Genomic DNA, 17,425 nt, shown 5'->3' on the forward strand with positions numbered 1-17,425 from the left:
TTGCAGGTAAGGTGAACGGGAAAGGGTTGCGCGGGTGGGTCAGAAGGAACTCCAGTGGCTGCGCCGGCGGAAGCTCAGGCGCGGCAGCAGCAGGCCGATCAGGATGCCGGCAAGCAGCACGGCGGCACCGACCAGGAACCAGGCCTGTTTCTGGTCCTCGTTGAGGGCATGCTTGTCGCGCTGCGCGGTTTCCAGCTCGCGGCGCAGGGAAATCACGCTCTGTTGCAGCTGGTCGCGCTCGGCCTGGATGCGCAGGATATCCGCCGAAGCCTGGCGCACGGCAATCAGCTCGGTCTGCAGGCGGCCGATTTCCGCCTGTAGCTGCTGGGGCGTCTGCGTCGTCTCCGCCGCCTCGGGCAGCGCCGCGGCCGACGACGGTGCGACGGCCGGCGCCTCGCGGGTCAGCGCCCGGGAAGGCAGCCAGCCGATTTCGCCGCCCGGCAGTTGCACGCGGGAATAGCCCAGCCTGGCGTTCTGCCTGAGGATCTTGAGAGGCGAGCCGGGCTCAAGCGTGGCGAGCGTCTTGTCCTTCCGGGACAAGCCGCTCCTGAGTTCCACCGACGCACCCGGGGCGATGTAGGCGGTCGCCGTCTCGGCTGCCTGAAGCGGGAACAGCCCCAGGCTCAGCAACAGGAACATGATCGTGCGGAAAATCGCCATGGGGTATCGAAGCTACCGAAATGCGTGATTCATTCCCTGCTCCCCGGCACCGGGTGTTTTCCGTGGCGGCATCGAAGCCATGCGGTCCCTGGCGGTCGAGCGGGCGAGTCCGGCTATGTTAACGCAAGCCCGCCGGGCGCCCAACGCGTGCAGACCGCCAGTTGCGGACATGCTCGATGCATACCGTCCCCGAATGCTAAATTAGTGCACCGATCATCCCTCCCTTTCCGCCATCCTTCCCTGCTGCCTTCCCACATGAAAATTCTGGTGACCGGCACCGCCGGCTTCATTGGTTCCGCGCTCGCGCACGTCCTGCTGGCCCGCGGCGACGAGGTCGTCGGCGTCGACAACGTCAACGATTACTACGAAGTCAGCCTGAAGGAGGCGCGGCTGGCGCGCCTGACCCCACAGCCGGGCTTCACCGAGGCGCGCATCGCCCTGGAGGACCGCGACGCCCTGTTCGCCCTGTTCGCCCACCACCGGCCGCAGCGGGTGGTGAACCTGGCGGCCCAGGCAGGCGTGCGTTACTCGCTGACCCATCCGCATGCCTACATCGACGCCAACCTGGTCGGCTTCTGCAACATTCTCGAAGCCTGCCGTCAGCAGGCGGTGGAGCACCTGGTCTACGCTTCGTCCAGTTCGGTTTATGGCGCCAACACGGCGATGCCGTTCTCGGTGCACCACAACGTGGACCACCCGGTCAGCCTCTATGCCGCCACCAAGAAAGCCAACGAGCTCATGGCGCATACCTACAGCCACCTGTTCGGACTGCCGACCACCGGCCTGCGCTTCTTCACCGTCTACGGTCCCTGGGGACGGCCGGACATGGCGCTGTTCCTGTTCACCCGGGCCATCCTCGAAGGCCGGCCCATCGATGTCTTCAATCACGGCCGCATGCAACGCGATTTCACCTATATCGACGACATCGTCGAAGGCGTGGTGCGCACGCTGGACCATGTCGCCACGCCGAATGCCGGCTGGGACGGCCAGCATCCCGACCCCGGCACCAGCCGGGCGCCCTACCGGCTCTACAACATCGGCAACCATGAACCGGTGGCGTTGATGCGCTTCATCGAGGTCCTGGAACACTGTCTGGGCAAGCAGGCCGAAAAAAACTTCCTGCCGATGCAGGCCGGCGACGTGCCGGCCACCTACGCCGATGTCGACGATCTGATGCGCGACGTCGGCTATGCGCCGAAAACGCCGATCGAGACCGGCATCGCGCGCTTCGTGGACTGGTATCGCGACTACTATGGCCATGCCTGAGCCTGGCCTGACCCGGCCGGTCTGCTACGACGCCCTGCCGCGGGCCAGCGTGCCGCTGCTGGGCTTCGCCGCCCACAGCGGCACCGGCAAGACCACGCTGCTGAAGCAACTGATCCCGCTGCTGAAGCTGGCCGGGCTGCGGGTCGGCCTGATCAAGCACGCACATCACACCTTCGAGATCGATCACCCCGGCAAGGACAGCCACGAACTGCGCCTGGCCGGCGCCAGCCCGGTCATGCTGAGCGGCGCGCACCGGCGCGCCATCATCACCGAGCACGCCCGACCGCTGGATCCCCGGCTCGACGAGGAGCTGCGCCACCTGGACCCGTCGGCGGTCGACATCCTGCTGGTGGAGGGCTTCAAGCACGAGGCCTTTCCCAAGATCGAACTGCGCCGCGCCGCCCTCGACCAGCCCCCGCTGTATCGGGAGGACGCCCATGTCATTGCCCTGGCGACCGACGTCCCGCCCACCCCCCTGCCCGACTTGCCCTGTCTCGACCTCAACCAGCCGGCCAGCCTGGCCGATTTCATCGTCCGGATATTCCTGCCCGCCGCCCGCCATGCCCTCGATCTGCGATAGACCGGCCGGCCTTCTCAGCCTGGCGGAAGCCATCCAGCGCCTGCAGGCCGCCGTGACACCGGTGGCGGAAGTGGAAACCGTGCCGGTTTCCGGCGCGCTGGGCCGCGTCCTCGCCACCGACCTGCCCTCGCAGCTGGACCTGCCGCCGTTCACCCAGTCGGCCATGGACGGCTATGCCGTCCGCGCCGCCGAGGCACGCCCCGATGTGCGTCTCGCGATCGCCGGCACCGCCTGGGCGGGACGTCCCCATGAGACTGCTGTCGGACCGGGGCAGTGCGTGCGAATCTTCACCGGCGCCCCCTTGCCGGAGGGGCTGGATGCGGTGGTGGTACAGGAAGAGGCCCAACGCGCGGAGGAATTCGTCACCCTGCATCCGCGCCAGCCCGCACGGCCCGGCGACAACGTCCGCCAGCGTGGCGAGGAACTGCGCACCGGCGACCTCCTGCTGCCGGCCGGCCGCTGCCTGCAGGCGGCGGACCTGGGCCTGCTGGCGATGGCGGGCTGCCAGCAGGTGGCCGTCCGTCGCCGATTGCGTGTGGCCTATCTTGCCACCGGCGACGAGCTGGTCCTGCCGGGCGAACCCCCGCTGCCCGGCAGCCTCTACGAAAGCAACCGGCCGGTACTGGCGGCGCTGCTGACCGAGCTGGGCATGGCAGCCGTCGATCTGGGCGTGGTGCGGGACGACCGCGAAGCCCTGCGCCAGGCCCTGCGGGAAGGTGCCCGCCGCGCCGATGTCCTGCTGACCACGGGTGGCGCCTCGGTCGGCGAGGCCGACCATGTCGTCGAACTGCTGCGCGAGGAGGGCGAGGTCGATTTCTGGAAGGTCGCCATCAAGCCCGGCAAGCCATTCGTCTGCGGCCGGCTGGGAACCACACCGGTATTCGGCCTGCCCGGCAATCCGGTCTCGATGATGGTCACGTTCCTGCAGCTGGCGCGACCGGCGCTGCTGCGCATGGCGGGCCGCGCCGCCACCGCCGCCCCGCGCTGGCGGGCCGTCTGCCGACAGCCCGTGCGCAAGCCGGCCGGCCGGCTGGAATTCCTGCGCGGCTGGCTGGACTGGCAGGCCGATCCGGTCAGCGTCACGCCCTTCAGGGCGCAGGGCAGCCACCGGCTGACCTCCATGAGCCGGGCCAACTGTTTCATCGTCCTGCCGGCGGCCAGCACCGGCGTCGCCGCCGGCGAGCTGGTGGAGGTCGAGCCGTTCGGCATCGCGCCGGCGTGGACGGCCAGCGCCGACGCATCGTCCTGAGGATTCGCCCATGTCATCCCCGGCATCTTCGCCCGCGAGCGGCCTTCTGCTGTACTGCCGTCCCGGCTTCGAGAAGGAATGCGCCGCCGAAATCCTCGCGCAGACGAGCGCGCTGGGCAGCCCGGGCTATGTCCGGGCCACCCCGGACGGCGGCCTCGTGGAGTGGCTGTCCGTATCGGCCGAGCGGAACTTGGCGGACCGGCTGCGCTTCGACGATCTGATCTTCGCCCGGCAGCTGCTGTGGGTGCTGGGGCGTTGCGAGGAGCTGTCGCCGGCGGACCGGCTGTCGCCCCTGCTGGCCCTGATCCGGCAGACCGGCAGACGGTTCTCCGAGCTGCTCCTGGAAACCGCCGACACCAACGAGGCCAAGTCGCTGGCAGTCCTGCTGCGCAAGTTCGCCGTGCCGCTGCGACAGGCGCTGCAACGGGAATGCTGGCTCGGGCATCCCGGCCAGCCGCGCCTGCATGTCTTCTTCCGCAGCGGCACGGCGGCCATCGTCGCCCTGAGCCAGCCCGGCAATGCCTCGCCCTGGCCACTGGGTATACCGCGGCTGAAATTTCCCCGCGGCGCGCCCAGTCGCTCGACCCTGAAACTGGACGAGGCCTTCCGGGTGTTCGTGCGCCACCCCGAGCGGGATCTCGGCCCCGGCCTGACAGCCGTGGATCTCGGGGCCGCGCCGGGTGGCTGGACCTGGCAGCTGGTGCACCGCCACATCCGCACCGTGGCGGTGGACAACGGCGCACTCGACCCCGCCCTGCTCGACTCGGGCATCGTCGAACACCTGCGGGTCGACGGCTTCCGTTACCGGCCACCGAAACCGGTCGACTGGCTGGTCTGCGACATGGTCGAGCAGCCGACCCGCATCGCCGCCCTGGTGGCGGACTGGCTGGCCAACGGGCATTGCCGGCAGGCCATCTTCAACCTCAAGCTGCCGATGAAGAAGCGTTACGAAACCGTTCTCGACTGCCGGGGTCTGATCGAGGCGCGACTGGCCGCGACCGGCCTGCTCTGCCGGTTGCGCTTTAAGCAGCTCTATCATGACCGGGCGGAAATCACCGGCCATGCCGACATCCGCGGTCCCTTGCCGTAAGACCGGTTTCACGGTTTTTTCCGGCACTTGGACTATAATCGCGGACGATTCAAATCACGCACTTACCCCATCTCCGGCCCAGGACCCAGCATGACGACAGTCTCCGACGTCGAGAGCGATCTCGGTCATCACCATATTTCCAAGCAGTACGATCACGAACTGCTCGCCATCCGCAACCGCGTGCTGAGTCTGGGCGGACTGGTCGAGGCCCAGGTGGAACAGGCGGTCAACGCCCTTCTGGAAAGTGATGTCGAGCTGGCCGAGCGGGTCATTAAGGACGACTACAAGGTCAACTCGATGGAAGTCGCCATCGACGAGGAGTGCACGCAGATCTTGGCCCTGCGGCAACCCGCCGCGCGCGACCTGCGGCTGGTGGTGGCGGTCATCAAGACCATCACCGATCTGGAACGCATCGGTGACGAGGCCAAGCGCATCGCCCGCATCGCCGTCGAGCTGGCCGATCATTTCGCCAAGCGCAACCAGCTGACCGACCTGCAGCAGATTGCCCAGCACGCCCGCACCATGCTGCGCGAGGCGCTGGATGCCTTTGCCCGCATCGATGTCGACGAGTCCCTGCGGGTCGTGCAGGAAGACCCGCAGGTCGACCTCGAATACGAGAGCATCATGCGCCAGCAGATCACCTTCATGATGGAGGACGCGCGCTCCATCCCCGTGGCGCTCAACATCATGTGGGCGGCCCGGGCGCTGGAACGCATCGGCGACCGTGCCTGCAACATCTGCGAATACGTCATCTACTACGCCATGGGCAAGAACATCCGCCACATCAGCATCGATGAAGTCGAGCGCGACCTGCGGTCAGGCTGACCCCATGTGCCGCCACACCGCCCCATGATGCCTTCCGCCCCTTGCCGCGCGGCCCCCACCGGGCCGGTACCGACCGCTCCCTGCCTATGACCCGCGCCAGCCTCGCCGCCCTGCTGCTCCTCCTGACGCTGCACGCCCCGGCGTCGCCGGCCGCGGATTCCTTCACCATCCAGGACATCCGCATCGAGGGTCTGCAGCGCGTGTCGCCGGGCACGGTCTTCAACTACCTGCCGGTCAAGGTCGGCGACGAGTTCGACCAGCGGCAGTCGGCCGAGAGCATCAAGGCGCTGTTCAAGACCGGCTTTTTCAAGGACGTGCGGCTGGAACAGGACGGCGATACCCTGGTGGTGATCGTCGAGGAGCGTCCGTCCATCGCCAGCGTCACCATCGAGGGCAACAAGGACATCAGTACCGACGACCTCAAGAAGGCGCTCAAGGGCATCGGCCTGACCGAGGGCAAGGTGTTCGACCGGGCCGTGCTCGACAAGGTGGAGCAGGAACTGCGCCGGCAGTACTACGCGCGCGGCAAATACGGCGTGAAGGTGGAATCCAGCGTGACCGACCAGGCGCGCAACCGCGTGGCGGTCGACATCAATATCTCCGAGGGCAAGGTCGCCACCATCCAGCAGATCAACATCGTCGGCAACAACGCCTTCACCGACGAGCAGTTGCTGGAGGAGTTCGAGCTCAGCACCGGCAACCTGCTGTCCTTCTATACCAAGGACGACCAGTATTCGAAACAGAAGCTGTCGGCCGATCTCGAACGGCTGCGCTCCTTCTACCTGGACCGTGGCTACATCAATTCGCAGATCGAGTCGACCCAGGTGGCCATGACGCCGGACAAGAAGGAGATGTACCTGACCGTCAATCTCAAGGAGGGTGACATCTACAAGGTCAGCGATGTGAAGGTGACCGGCAAGCTGATCGTGCGGCCGGAGGAAATCACGCCCCTGGTGAAGATCGGCCCGGGCGACACCTTCTCCCGCCGGCTGGCGACGGAAACCCAGAAGGCCATCTCCGACCGCCTCGGCGACGAGGGCTACATCTTCGCCAACGTCAACATGGTTCCGGAAATCAACGAGACCGGCAAGACGGTGGCCATGACCTTCTTTGTCGATCCCGGCAAGCAGGTGTACATCCGCCGCATCAACTTCCGTGGCAACACGCGCACCCGCGACGAGGTGCTGCGCCGGGAGATGCGGCAGATGGAGGCGGCCTGGGCCTCCAGCACCAAGATCGAACGCTCCAAGGTGCGCCTGGAACGGCTCGGCTACTTCCAGGAAGTCAACGTCGAAACACCCGCCGTGCCCGGCACCTCGGACCAGATCGACGTCAACTACAACGTGGTCGAGAAATCCTCGGGCAACATCATGGCGGGTGTCGGCTACTCGCAGCAGCAGGGCATCATCTTCAATGCCAACGTGACCCAAGACAACGTCTTCGGCACGGGCAAGCGAGTGGCCTTCAACTTCAACAACAGCCGCATCAACACCATCTATCAGGTCAGCTATTTCAACCCCTACGTGACACTGGACGGGGTCAGCGGCGGTTTCGATGCCGCCTACCGGAAGACCGACGCCTACGTCATCAACCTCGCCAACTACACCACCGACACCGGTCAGCTCGGCGGCAATCTCGGCATCCCGCTGGGCGAATTCGACAGCATCCGCTTCAACGCCGACTACAACTACACCAACGTCAAGGGCAGCTATCGCTCCTCGCAGGAAATCATCGACTACATCCAGTATTACGCCTGCAAGGACGAGCCGCTGAACAACTGCGCGGCCAGCAAGTACGGTTTCAACTACATCCCGCTGGCGGTGGGATACGTCCACGACACCCTCAACCGGGCCATGTTCCCCACCGACGGCGGTGCGCAGCGCCTGTCCTTCCTCGGCACCCCCCCGGTCTTCGGCACCGACAGCGTCAACTTCTTCAAGGCCGCCTACAAGGCGCAGTACTACTTCCCGCTGGCCGAGGACCTGACCCTGATGCTGATGGGCGAGGTCGCCTATGGTGACGGCTACAACGACACCCCCTACCTGCCGTTCTGGGAAAACTATTTTGCCGGCGGCCCGCAGGTCATGCGCGGCTTTTATCCGAGCTCGCTGGGTCCGCGCACCATCCCGAACGCGCTCGGCCAGGGCGGCAACCTGTCACTGGGCGGCTCCAGCAAGATCGTCAGCTCGATCGAACTGCTGACGCCGGTGCCGTTCATATCCGACAGCAAGAACATGCGGCTCGGCGCCTTCTTCGATATCGGCAACGTCTACTGCGACGCCTTCAAGGTCGCCTCGCCGAGCGGCATCACCCAGGGCGCCGGCAGCACCCCCTGTTTCGCCGAGGAGGAGGGTGACTTCCTCCGCTACTCGCCGGGCCTGCTGGCGCGCTGGCTGTCACCCTTCGGGGCGCTGGGCGTCAGTATCGCCCGGCCGCTGAACACCGTCCGCGGCGACCGCACACAGCTGTTCCAGTTCTCGTTCGGGCAGGCGTTCTAGCATCGCGACGCGGTCCTGCGGACCGTGCCCGGGCATCCCTGGAACGCCTGCGCCGGACTGGCCGGGCCGTCTCGCCGGCCCAGTCAAGTGCGCCGGAAGGCCTTCGCCTGGCGGAGGCACTGTCCGAGCCGGCATGCCCTCGACCTGCCCGGCACATCCCCGCAACCCGCGCGCGTAGCCTGACCGACGCGAAGAAATGGCATGGCGCTGGCCGGATGGGCCCCGGTGGCCAAGGCTTCGCAAGCGGGATACTCTATTTGCTTTCACACTTCGACGAGGATCAAGACCATGAAAAGGATTACCCTGGCATTCGGCTGCGTCGCCCTTCTGGGCGCTCCCGTGGCGATGGCGGAAACCGCTGCCATCCCCAAGACCAAGGCCGGGCTGGAAACCTGTCTTCAGGCCGCCCTGGCGAAAATGAACGGCGATGTCGTCAAGGTGGAATTCAAGCATGAGGGCAAGATTCCGACCTATGAGATCGAAATCGCCGGCAAGGACAAGACCATGGAGTACGAGTGCAACGCCAATACCGGCAAGATCACCGAGGAGGAACAGGAAGTCGATGCCATCGACCATGCCCTGTTCAAGGCCAAGGCCAAGATCAGCCTGGAAGAGGCCAAGACCATCGCGCTGAAGGCCCACCCCGGCGAGATTGTCGAGATGGAATTCGAGATCGAGTCGAACGGCAACGCGTCCTATGAGTTCGACATCCGGCAGGCGGATGGCAAGGAAGTCAAGATGGAAATCGACGCCGCGACCGGCGCCGTCGTCGAGGACGACCAGCGCGAGATCTACCAGATCGGCAAGGAATAAGGTCTCGTCCCCCGCCGCCGTGGCCAGGGATGGCCACATCCCTTTCCCTCTCCATGGGTGCCCGCCCCGCACGGCTGCGACATCCCCCCGACGGATCAGTCCGTCGCCGGAATCGGTTCAGCCTTGCCCGGCAACGCCCGCATACAGCCCCTGTGTTCCGATCTGCCGCACCACGGCATCCGGCGTCAGGTAGCGCGGGCTGCGGCCTGACTGGCACAGTTCACGTATCTGGCTGGCGGAAATGGCCAGCGGCGTGACCGCGAGATCGTACATGCAACCCGCTGGCCGCCCACGCAGCTGGCCGGCATCGGGTACCCGGCGAGCCGCATACTCCATCGCGAGCACCGCCTCCGGCTCGGGCAGGAAGCCGGGGCGCCGCATGATCGCAAGGTGGGCCAGATCGAGAATCTCGCGCCAGCGGTGCCAATGGTAAAACCCCAGAAACGCATCCAGCCCGAGGATCAACACCAGCGACGCCTGCCCCACCTCGCCGCGCAGGGTGGCCAAGGTGTCGACCATGTAGGAGGGGCCCGGTCTTTCCAGCTCGCGCTGGTCGATGCGAAAGCAGGCCGGCGCATCGGCCAGAGCGGCTTCCAGCATGGCCAGCCGCTGCTGCGGGGTGGCGCCGGGCGTCTGCCGGTGCGGTGGAATCCGGCAGGGTACGAAGCGCAACTCGCTGAGGCCGAGGATCTCGGCGACCTCCAGCGCGGTGCGCAGATGGCCGTAATGGACGGGATCGAAGGTGCCGCCGTAGACGCCGATCACGCGTCCCCTCATCCCGGCCGACGCCGATGCGGCAAGGCTCAGCCGCGCACCTGTCCGTCGCCGAGCACGATGAATTTCTGGGTCGTCAGTCCCTCCAGCCCGACCGGGCCGCGGACATGCAGCTTGTCGGTGGAGATGCCGATTTCCGCCCCCAGGCCGTATTCGTAGCCATCGGCAAAACGGGTCGAGGCGTTCACCATCACGGAACTGGAGTCCACCTCGCGCAGGAAGCGCCGCGCCCGCCCGTAATCCTCGGTAACGATCGACTCGGTATGCCGCGAGCTGTGGCGGTGAATGTGCTCCATGGCCTCGTCGATGTCGGCCACCACGCGAATCGCCAGAATCGGCGCGAGGTACTCGGTATCCCAGTCTTCCCCGGTGGCGGGGATGGCCTCCGGCACCAGCGCGCAGGTTTTCGCGCAACCGCGCAGCTCGACCCTCTTTTCCAGCAGCTGCCGGGCCAGCTCGGGCAACACGATCGGCGCGATGCGCTGGGCCACCAGCAGGGTCTCCATGGCATTGCAGACGCCATAGCGCTGGGTCTTGGCATTGAGGGCAATCCGCTGCGCCTTCTCCAGATCGCAACGATCGTCGATATAGACATGGCAGATGCCGTCGAGGTGCTTGATGACGGGTATGCGCGACTCGGCCATGATGCGCTCGATCAGGCCCTTGCCGCCGCGCGGCACGATCACGTCGATGCAGTCATCCAGCCGCAGCAGTTCGCCCACGGCGGCCCGCTCGGTCGTCCCGACCAGCTGCACGGCATCGGCGGGCAGTTCCGCGACGGCGAGCCCCTCGCGGATGCAGGCGGCGATGGCCCGGTTGGAATGGATCGACTCGGAGCCGCCACGCAGGATGCAGGCATTGCCGGACTTGAGGCACAGAGCGGCGGCGTCGGCGGTCACGTTCGGCCGCGACTCATAGATGATGCCGATAACCCCCAGGGGCACCCGCATGCGACCGACCTGAATGCCCGAGGGCCGATACGTCAGGCCGGTGATTTCCCCTATCGGGTCCGGCAGCGCGGCCACCTGGCGGACGCCATCGGCCATCGCCCGGATGCGCTCCTCGCTGAGCGACAGGCGTTCCAGCATCGCCGCCTCCAGCCCGCGCGCCCTGCCCGCATCCAGATCCTTGCGGTTCTCGTCGATCAGGCGCGGGACAGCGGACAGCAGCGCCTCGGCGATCGCTGTCAGGGCACGGTTCTTGGCGGCGGTTTCGGCGCGGCCGATGGCGCGCGAAGCCGCCCGGGCGTTGTCGCCGAGTCGGCGCATCTGGCTGGCTAGGGATTCGGACATGGTCGTCAGTGACAGGTGGTGGTCGAAAAAGCGGGATGGCCGACCGCGCCGGGGTGGCTGAGCAGTTCGCAGAGCTGCAACAGGGCGTCCCAGTCCTCACCGAGCTCGGCGCCCTTCATGATGCGGTCGGCACGGGCGGCCAGCACCAGGGCCGTGCGGATCGTCGGCAGTTCCAGCCGCTGCAGAGCCTGGCTCAGGGCCGCCTTGCGGCTGTCCCACAGCCGGTGCTGGCTGAACACAGTCTCGGCCGGGATGCCGCGCAGCAGCTCGGATTTCAGCTGGTTGAGCAGGCGCAATTCGCGTGTCAGCGCCCACAGCACCACCGGCGCGGCAACGCCCTCGCCCTTGAGCCCCGCGAGGATACGCGCGGCCTTGCCGAGCCGTCCGCGCAACACCTGGTCGGCTAGGTCGAAGACATCGTAACGGGCGCTGTCCGCCACCGATTGCAGAATCTGCTCGTCACTGAGCCGACCGCTGCCATGCAGGATGTGCAGCTTCTCGATCTCCTGCGCGGCGGCCAGCAGGTTGCCCTCGACGCGGGCAGCCAGCAACCTGAGGCCGGACTGGTCGGCCAGCAGACCGCGCGCGTTGAGCCGGCAGTCGAGCCAGCGCAGCAGCTTGTCGCCCTCCAGCGGCCAGACCTGGACCACCACGCCGCGGCGCTCCAGCGCCTGGAACCAGCGGGCTTTCTGGTCGCTGGCGGAGAGCCGCGGCAGGCTGAGCAGCAAGATGGCATCGTCCGGCGGCTGCTCGGCGAAGTGCAGCAGGGCCTCGGCGCCGGGCCTGTCGGGCTTGCCGGCCAGCCGCACATCGAGAATCCGCGGTTCGCCAAACAGGGCGTAGGCATCGCAGGCGGCGCGAAACTGTCCCCACTCGAAGCCGGCCTCGGCGGAAAACACCTCGCGCCCGAGGAACCCCCTGAGCCTGCCAGCCCGGCGCACGGCATCCGCCGCCTCCATCAGCTGCAGGGGCTCGTCGCCGCTGAGCACGTAGGCCGGCCCCAGTTCCCGCTTGAGCTGGCCGTCGAGCTGATCCGGGTAGACCTTCACGCGGGCTGGGGCGGCGCCTCACGCAGCCCGAAGACGACCTGCCGCAGCAGGGTCTGGGCGGCTTCCTTTTCCATTTCCTCACGCATCTGGCGTTCCTCCAGCCCCTGCCCCAGGGGCGAACCCTGGGTGTTGAAGTACTCGCGGCGGACCTCGATCTCCTTCTCGGGGATGAGGACATCGCCCTTGGCGTTCTGTACCTCGAAGATCACCAGGAGGCGTAAGTCGAACATGTTGGCCCGGCCCGCGGCACTGAGCGTGATGGGCCGGCGGATGTGCCGCACGCGGACCAGGTTGACGATGGCCCGCGCGTCGCCGGGCTTGGCCGCCATGGTGCCGCCCGCCGCGGCCAAGGATTGCGCGAAATTGGCATAGACGGGATTGGAACGGTTGATTCCGGTCAGGAAGAAGGTCTTTTCCTGGGGCGTCCCGGGCAGATCGCCGCGCAGATGGAAACCGCAGCCGGCCAGCAGCAGCGCGGCCGCCAGTGTCAGGACCCTGCCCCTGCCATGCAGCCGCATGTTCAAACCACGATATTGACCAGCTTGCGCGGCACCACGATCACCTTTTTCGCCGGCTGGCCATCCATGAAGCGCTGCACGTTCGCATCCGCCAGCGCGGTCTCCCGGATGGCGGCCTGGTCGGCGGCGACCGGCACGGTGATCTTGCCGCGCAGCTTGCCGTTGACCTGCACCACCATCTCGATGGCGTCCTGTACCCGTGCGGTCTCGTCGACAGAGGGCCAGGCGGCGGTGGCCACCAGCCCCTCGTGACCGAGCGCCCGCCACAGCCGCTCGCAGATGTGCGGCACGATCGGGGACAGCATCAGGGTCACCAGCTCGAAGGCCTCCTGCCGCACGGCCCGGCCCTGGGCGCTGGCATCGTCGAATTTCGCCAGGGCATTGAGCAGTTCCATGTTGGCGGCGATGGCCGTGTTGAAGGTGAAGCGCCGGCTCATATCGTCGGTGACCTTGCGCAGGGTCTCGTGTACCTGGCGGCGCAGGGCCTTCTGTGCGTCGCTCAGCGTCGCTGTGTCCAGCGCCGGCGCAGGACCGTCGTTGACATGGGCGGCCACCTGCTTCCACAGCCGCTTGAGGAAGCGGAAACCGCCTTCCACGCCGGAATCCGACCACTCCAGCGACTGCTCGGGCGGCGCGGCGAACATGGTGAACAGGCGGACCGTATCGGCGCCGTAGCGACTGACCAGATGCTCGGGATCGACGCCGTTGTTTTTCGACTTCGACATCTTCTCGGTACCGCCGACCCTGACCGGCTGGCCGTCGGCCTTGAGCGTCGCGCCGGTGATGCGGCCCTTGTCGTCGGTGCCGACATCGACCTCGGCCGGGCCGACATAGACCTTCCTGCCGTGTTCCTCGCGGTAGAAAGTGGGCGCCACCACCATGCCCTGGGTCAGCAGGTTGGCAAAGGGCTCATCGCTGCGGACCAGGCCGGCGTCGCGCAGCAGCTTGTGATAGAAGCGCGCGTAGAGGAGATGCAGGATGGCATGCTCGATACCGCCGATGTACTGGTCGACCGGCAGCCAGTAATGCGCGCGCTCGTCCAGCATGGCCTGGCCGTTGTCGGCGCCGGTGTAGCGGGCGAAGTACCAGGACGACTCCATGAAGGTATCGAAGGTGTCGGTCTCGCGCCGGGCCGGCTGGCCGCATGCGGGACAATCGACGTGGACGAAGCTGTCCAGTTTCGCCAGCGGCGAGCCGACGCCGGTAATGTCGACGTCCCCGGGCAGCAGGACCGGAAGCTGCTCGTCGGGCACCGGCACGGTGCCACAGTCGTCGCAGTAGATGACCGGTACCGGACAGCCCCAGTAGCGCTGGCGCGAGACCCCCCAGTCGCGCAGACGGAAATTGGTCTGCTTTTCGCCCAGCGCCCTGGCCTTCAGGTCGGCGGCGATGGCGTCGACCGCCTCGGCATGGGCCAGCCCGTCATAGGGGCCGGAGTTGACGCAGACGCCCACGCTCTTGTCGCCGTACCAGTCCTGCCAGGCATCGGCACTGAATTCGAGTCCGCCGTCCCGGTGGGCGATGACCTGCCTGACCGGCAGGCCGTACTTGCGGGCGAAATGGAAATCGCGCTCATCGTGGGCCGGCACCGCCATCACCGCGCCCTCGCCATAGCTCATCAGCACGTAGTTGCCGACCCAAACGGGAATGGCCTCGCCGGTGAGCGGATGAGTGACCGTGATGCCGGTAGCCATGCCCTTCTTTTCCAGGGTGGCCAGATCGGCCTCGGCGGTGCCGCTCTGTTCGCATTCGCGGATGAAGGCCTGGAGCGCCGGGTTGTCGCGGGCGGCACGGGTGGCCAGCGGGTGTTCCGGGGCCACGGCACAGAAGGTGACACCCATGAGGGTGTCGGCGCGCGTGGTGTACACCCACAATCGGCCTTCCTCGCCATCCAGCAGGTAGGGGAAGGCGAAGCGCACGCCATGGCTCTTGCCGATCCAGTTGGCCTGCATGGTGCGGACCTGGTCCGGCCAGCCCTCGAGCCTGTCCAGCTCGGCCAGCAGTTCGTCGGCATAGGCGGTGATCCTCATGAACCACTGCGAGATGTCCTTGCGCACGACGGGGGTGTCGCAGCGCCAGCAGCAACCGTCGATGACCTGCTCGTTGGCCAGCACGGTGGCGTCATGCGGGCACCAGTTGACCGGCGAGGTCTTCTTGTAGACCAGTCCCTTCTCCAGCAGGCGCAGGAAGAACCATTGCTCCCAGCGGTAGTACTCGGGCGAACAGGTCGCCACCTCACGCTGCCAGTCGTAGCCGAAACCCAGCTCCCTGAGCTGGCGCTTCATGTAGGCGATGTTGTCGTAGGTCCATTCCGCCGGGTGCACGCCCTTGCTCATGGCCGCGTTCTCCGCCGGCAGGCCGAAGGCGTCCCAGCCCATGGGCTGCAGGACATTCTTGCCTTGCATGCGCTGGTAGCGCGACATGACGTCGCCGATGGTGTAGTTGCGCACATGGCCCATGTGCAGCCGGCCGCTCGGATAGGGGAACATCGACAGGCAGTAGAATTTTTCCCGGGCCGGATCCTCGACGGCCCGGAACACGCCCGCCGCTTCCCACTGGCGCTGGATGTCGGGCTCGATGGCGGCAGGCTGGTAGAGATCGTCCATACGCAGTGGCGGCATTGTGCAGTCAGACTAAACGGGCAAGGATACTCGAGGCGGCCCGGCACCGGCAATTTCCCGGCGGGCCGGCCACCAGACAGCATCACCCCGGGCACCGGGACCCCGCCAACCTGGGGTGGCCGATCGCGTATAATCCACAGATATTTTCCGCCAATTCAGCCGCCATGAGCACCGATTCGAAACCCTGGGCCGGCCGTTTCACCGAAGCGACCGATGCGTTCGTCGAAGCCTTTACCGCTTCGGTCTCGTTCGACAAACGCCTCGCCCGGCACGATATCGAGGGCTCCAAGGCGCATGCGCGGATGCTGGCCGCCATTGGCGTGCTGACGGACGACGAATGCAGCCTCATCAGCCAGGGTCTGGACGCCATTGCCGCCGAGATCGAACGCGGCGCCTTCGAGTGGTCGGTGCAGCTCGAGGACGTCCACATGAACATCGAGGCCCGCCTGACCCAGCGCATTGGTGAGGTGGGCAAGAAGCTGCATACCGGGCGCTCGCGCAACGACCAGGTCGCCACCGACATCCGCCTGTACCTGCGCGACGAAGTCGACACGATCGGACACCTGATCCGGCGCCTGCAGGATGCGCTGCTGGACCTGGCGGAAGCCGAGGCCGACACCATCATGCCCGGCTTCACCCATCTCCAGGTGGCGCAGCCGGTCAGCTTCGGCCATCACCTGCTGGCCTGGTTCGAGATGCTGGAGAGGGACCACGAGCGTCTCGGCGATTGCCGCAAGCGCATCAATGTCATGCCCCTGGGCGCGGCGGCGCTGGCCGGCACCACCTTCCCGCTGGATCGCGCGCTGACCGCGCGGCTGCTCGGTTTCGACCGTCCCGCCGCCAACTCCCTGGACGCCGTCAGCGACCGCGATTTCGCCATCGAATTCACGGCCTGCGCCAGCCTGATCATGATGCACCTGTCGCGTTTCGCGGAGGAGCTGATTCTCTGGACCTCGGCGCAGTTCGGTTTCGTCGACCTGCCCGACGCCTTCTGCACCGGTTCCTCGATCATGCCGCAGAAGAAGAATCCCGATGTGCCCGAACTGGTACGCGGCAAGTCGGGGCGCGTGTTCGGCCACCTGGTCGGCCTGCTGACGCTGATGAAGGGCCAGCCGCTGGCCTACAACAAGGACAACCAGGAGGACAAGGAACCGCTGTTCGACGCCGTGGACACGGTGCGCGACTGCCTGCGCGCCTTCGCCGACATGGTGCCCAACCTGCAACCGCGGCGCGAGGCAATGCGCCGCGCCGCCTTGCAGGGCTATGCCACCGCCACGGATCTGGCCGACTACCTGGTGCGGAAGGGCATGCCCTTCCGCGATGCCCACGAGGTTGTCGGCAAGGCCGTGCGACTGGGCGTCGACACCGGGCGCGACCTGTCCGAGCTGAGCCTGGAGGAACTGCGCCGGCTGTCGCCGGACATCGAGGCGGATGTATTTGCCGTGCTGACCCTGGAGGGTTCGCTGGAGGCGCGCAACCACTTGGGCGGCACCGCGCCAGGTCAGGTTCGGCGCGCCATCGCCGCGGCCCGCGCCCGCCGGCAACAGGCCTGAGTGCCGTGATCACCGACGACCGCGTCACCACCCTGGTCGACCTGCTGCGTCACGGCGAATCCGTCGGTGGCGCCCGCTACCGGGGCCAGACCGACGATCCCCTGAGCCACGCCGGCTGGCAGGAAATGCTCTGCGCGGTTGGCCGTGAGCGGCCCTGGAATGTCATCGTCAGCTCGCCGCTCAGCCGTTGCCTGGCCTTCGCCGAGGCCATGAGCGAGGAAGCCGGCATCCCGCTGGAAACCGACGACCGCCTCAAGGAGATCGGCTTCGGCGCCTGGCAGGGAAAAACCAGCGAGGAAATCACCCGCTATGATCCCGGCGTGGTGCAGCGCTTCTATCGCGATCCCACGACCTACCGACCGGACGGGGCCGAGGGGCTGGCCGAATTCCGCAACCGGGTCGCCGGCGCCTGCCGCGACATCCTCAACCGGCACGCCGGCAAGCATTTGCTGATCGTCTGCCACGCCGGCATCATTCGCATGGTCATGGCCCAGGTGCTCGGCATTCCGCTGGCCAACCTGTTCCGCATCAAGGTCGGCACCGCCTGTGTCACGCGCGTGGAATACGCCGAGCAGGGCGAGGAGTTCCTCGGCCAACTGATCTTTCATGCCGGATCGCTGAAATCCTGAGCCCCCCA

General features: G+C 66.8%; 15 protein-coding genes. 9 read left to right on the forward strand and 6 right to left on the reverse strand.

What is annotated here, in order from left to right:
- Nucleotides 1-39: 39 nt before the first annotated feature.
- Nucleotides 40-660: a TIGR04211 family SH3 domain-containing protein gene (locus ACYQ1H_RS05175; RefSeq protein ID WP_460026973.1), complete on the reverse strand. Its 621-nt coding sequence runs from the start codon at nt 658-660 to the stop codon at nt 40-42.
- A 255-nt stretch (nt 661-915) separates the two neighbouring features.
- Between ACYQ1H_RS05175 and ACYQ1H_RS05180 the strand changes: the two genes are divergently transcribed.
- From ACYQ1H_RS05180 to ACYQ1H_RS05210, 7 genes are all read left to right on the forward strand, one after another.
- The gene (locus ACYQ1H_RS05180) at nt 916-1,926 is read left to right on the forward strand and encodes an NAD-dependent epimerase (protein WP_460026974.1); all 1,011 of its coding nucleotides are present in this window, start codon (nt 916-918) and stop codon (nt 1,924-1,926) included.
- A complete protein-coding gene (gene mobB, locus ACYQ1H_RS05185) occupies nt 1,919-2,506 on the forward strand; it encodes a molybdopterin-guanine dinucleotide biosynthesis protein B (RefSeq protein WP_460026975.1) in 588 nt (195 codons plus the stop codon). The genes ACYQ1H_RS05180 and mobB overlap by 8 nt, the downstream gene beginning before the upstream one ends.
- Nucleotides 2,487-3,755 carry a molybdopterin molybdotransferase MoeA gene (gene moeA / locus ACYQ1H_RS05190; protein WP_460026976.1) on the forward strand — a complete coding sequence of 423 codons (1,269 nt, stop codon included), beginning with the start codon at nt 2,487-2,489 and terminating at the stop codon, nt 3,753-3,755. The genes mobB and moeA overlap by 20 nt, the downstream gene beginning before the upstream one ends.
- A 10-nt stretch (nt 3,756-3,765) precedes the next feature.
- Entirely contained in the window at nt 3,766-4,845 is a 1,080-nt protein-coding gene (rlmM, locus tag ACYQ1H_RS05195; protein WP_460026977.1) for a 23S rRNA (cytidine(2498)-2'-O)-methyltransferase RlmM, read from the forward strand.
- Nucleotides 4,846-4,935: 90 nt separating this feature from the next.
- Nucleotides 4,936-5,670: a phosphate signaling complex protein PhoU gene (gene phoU, locus ACYQ1H_RS05200; protein WP_460026978.1), complete on the forward strand. Its 735-nt coding sequence runs from the start codon at nt 4,936-4,938 to the stop codon at nt 5,668-5,670.
- 86 nt (nt 5,671-5,756) lie between these two features.
- Nucleotides 5,757-8,168, forward strand: a complete 2,412-nt coding sequence (gene bamA / locus ACYQ1H_RS05205; RefSeq protein WP_460026979.1) for an outer membrane protein assembly factor BamA — start codon at nt 5,757-5,759, stop codon at nt 8,166-8,168.
- A 288-nt stretch (nt 8,169-8,456) separates the two neighbouring features.
- Entirely contained in the window at nt 8,457-8,981 is a 525-nt protein-coding gene (locus ACYQ1H_RS05210; RefSeq protein ID WP_460026980.1) for a PepSY domain-containing protein, read from the forward strand.
- Between the two features lie 117 nt (nt 8,982-9,098).
- Here the strand turns inward: ACYQ1H_RS05210 and nadD are convergent, their stop codons facing one another.
- Genes nadD through leuS form a run of 5 tightly spaced genes read right to left on the reverse strand, consistent with a single transcriptional unit; the run spans nt 9,099 to nt 15,220 of the window.
- The gene (nadD, locus tag ACYQ1H_RS05215; RefSeq protein ID WP_460026981.1) at nt 9,099-9,746 is read right to left on the reverse strand and encodes a nicotinate-nucleotide adenylyltransferase; all 648 of its coding nucleotides are present in this window, start codon (nt 9,744-9,746) and stop codon (nt 9,099-9,101) included.
- Nucleotides 9,747-9,784: 38 nt separating this feature from the next.
- Entirely contained in the window at nt 9,785-11,023 is a 1,239-nt protein-coding gene (locus ACYQ1H_RS05220; RefSeq protein WP_460027019.1) for a glutamate-5-semialdehyde dehydrogenase, read from the reverse strand.
- 29 nt (nt 11,024-11,052) lie between these two features.
- On the reverse strand, nt 11,053-12,096 hold the full coding sequence (gene holA / locus ACYQ1H_RS05225; protein WP_460026982.1) for a DNA polymerase III subunit delta: 1,044 nt from the start codon (nt 12,094-12,096) through the stop codon (nt 11,053-11,055).
- A complete protein-coding gene (locus ACYQ1H_RS05230) occupies nt 12,093-12,614 on the reverse strand; it encodes an LPS-assembly lipoprotein LptE (RefSeq protein WP_460026983.1) in 522 nt (173 codons plus the stop codon). Before ACYQ1H_RS05230 ends, holA begins: the two co-directional genes overlap by 4 nt.
- Nucleotides 12,615-12,616: 2 nt before the next feature.
- On the reverse strand, nt 12,617-15,220 hold the full coding sequence (gene leuS, locus ACYQ1H_RS05235) for a leucine--tRNA ligase (protein WP_460027020.1): 2,604 nt from the start codon (nt 15,218-15,220) through the stop codon (nt 12,617-12,619).
- 179 nt (nt 15,221-15,399) lie between these two features.
- Here leuS and argH point away from each other — a divergent pair, with 179 nt between their 5' ends.
- On the forward strand, nt 15,400-16,788 hold the full coding sequence (argH, locus tag ACYQ1H_RS05240) for an argininosuccinate lyase (protein ID WP_460026984.1): 1,389 nt from the start codon (nt 15,400-15,402) through the stop codon (nt 16,786-16,788).
- Nucleotides 16,789-16,793: 5 nt separating this feature from the next.
- Entirely contained in the window at nt 16,794-17,417 is a 624-nt protein-coding gene (locus ACYQ1H_RS05245; protein ID WP_460026985.1) for a histidine phosphatase family protein, read from the forward strand.
- Nucleotides 17,418-17,425 lie beyond the last annotated feature (8 nt).

Source organism: Methyloparacoccus murrellii (genome assembly GCF_054657115.1).

Coding starts and splice junctions, on each gene's coding strand:
- ACYQ1H_RS05230 (WP_460026983.1), bottom strand. CDS start 12,614: ATGCGGCTGCATGGCAGGGGCAGGGTCCTGACACTGGCGGCCGCGCTG.
- rlmM (WP_460026977.1), top strand. CDS start 3,766: ATGTCATCCCCGGCATCTTCGCCCGCGAGCGGCCTTCTGCTGTACTGC.
- ACYQ1H_RS05220 (WP_460027019.1), bottom strand. CDS start 11,023: ATGCGCCGACTCGGCGACAACGCCCGGGCGGCTTCGCGCGCCATCGGC.
- mobB (WP_460026975.1), top strand. CDS start 1,919: ATGCCTGAGCCTGGCCTGACCCGGCCGGTCTGCTACGACGCCCTGCCG.
- ACYQ1H_RS05175 (WP_460026973.1), bottom strand. CDS start 660: ATGGCGATTTTCCGCACGATCATGTTCCTGTTGCTGAGCCTGGGGCTG.
- ACYQ1H_RS05180 (WP_460026974.1), top strand. CDS start 916: ATGAAAATTCTGGTGACCGGCACCGCCGGCTTCATTGGTTCCGCGCTC.
- argH (WP_460026984.1), top strand. CDS start 15,400: ATGAGCACCGATTCGAAACCCTGGGCCGGCCGTTTCACCGAAGCGACC.
- phoU (WP_460026978.1), top strand. CDS start 4,936: ATGACGACAGTCTCCGACGTCGAGAGCGATCTCGGTCATCACCATATT.
- moeA (WP_460026976.1), top strand. CDS start 2,487: ATGCCCTCGATCTGCGATAGACCGGCCGGCCTTCTCAGCCTGGCGGAA.
- bamA (WP_460026979.1), top strand. CDS start 5,757: ATGACCCGCGCCAGCCTCGCCGCCCTGCTGCTCCTCCTGACGCTGCAC.
- leuS (WP_460027020.1), bottom strand. CDS start 15,220: ATGGACGATCTCTACCAGCCTGCCGCCATCGAGCCCGACATCCAGCGC.
- ACYQ1H_RS05210 (WP_460026980.1), top strand. CDS start 8,457: ATGAAAAGGATTACCCTGGCATTCGGCTGCGTCGCCCTTCTGGGCGCT.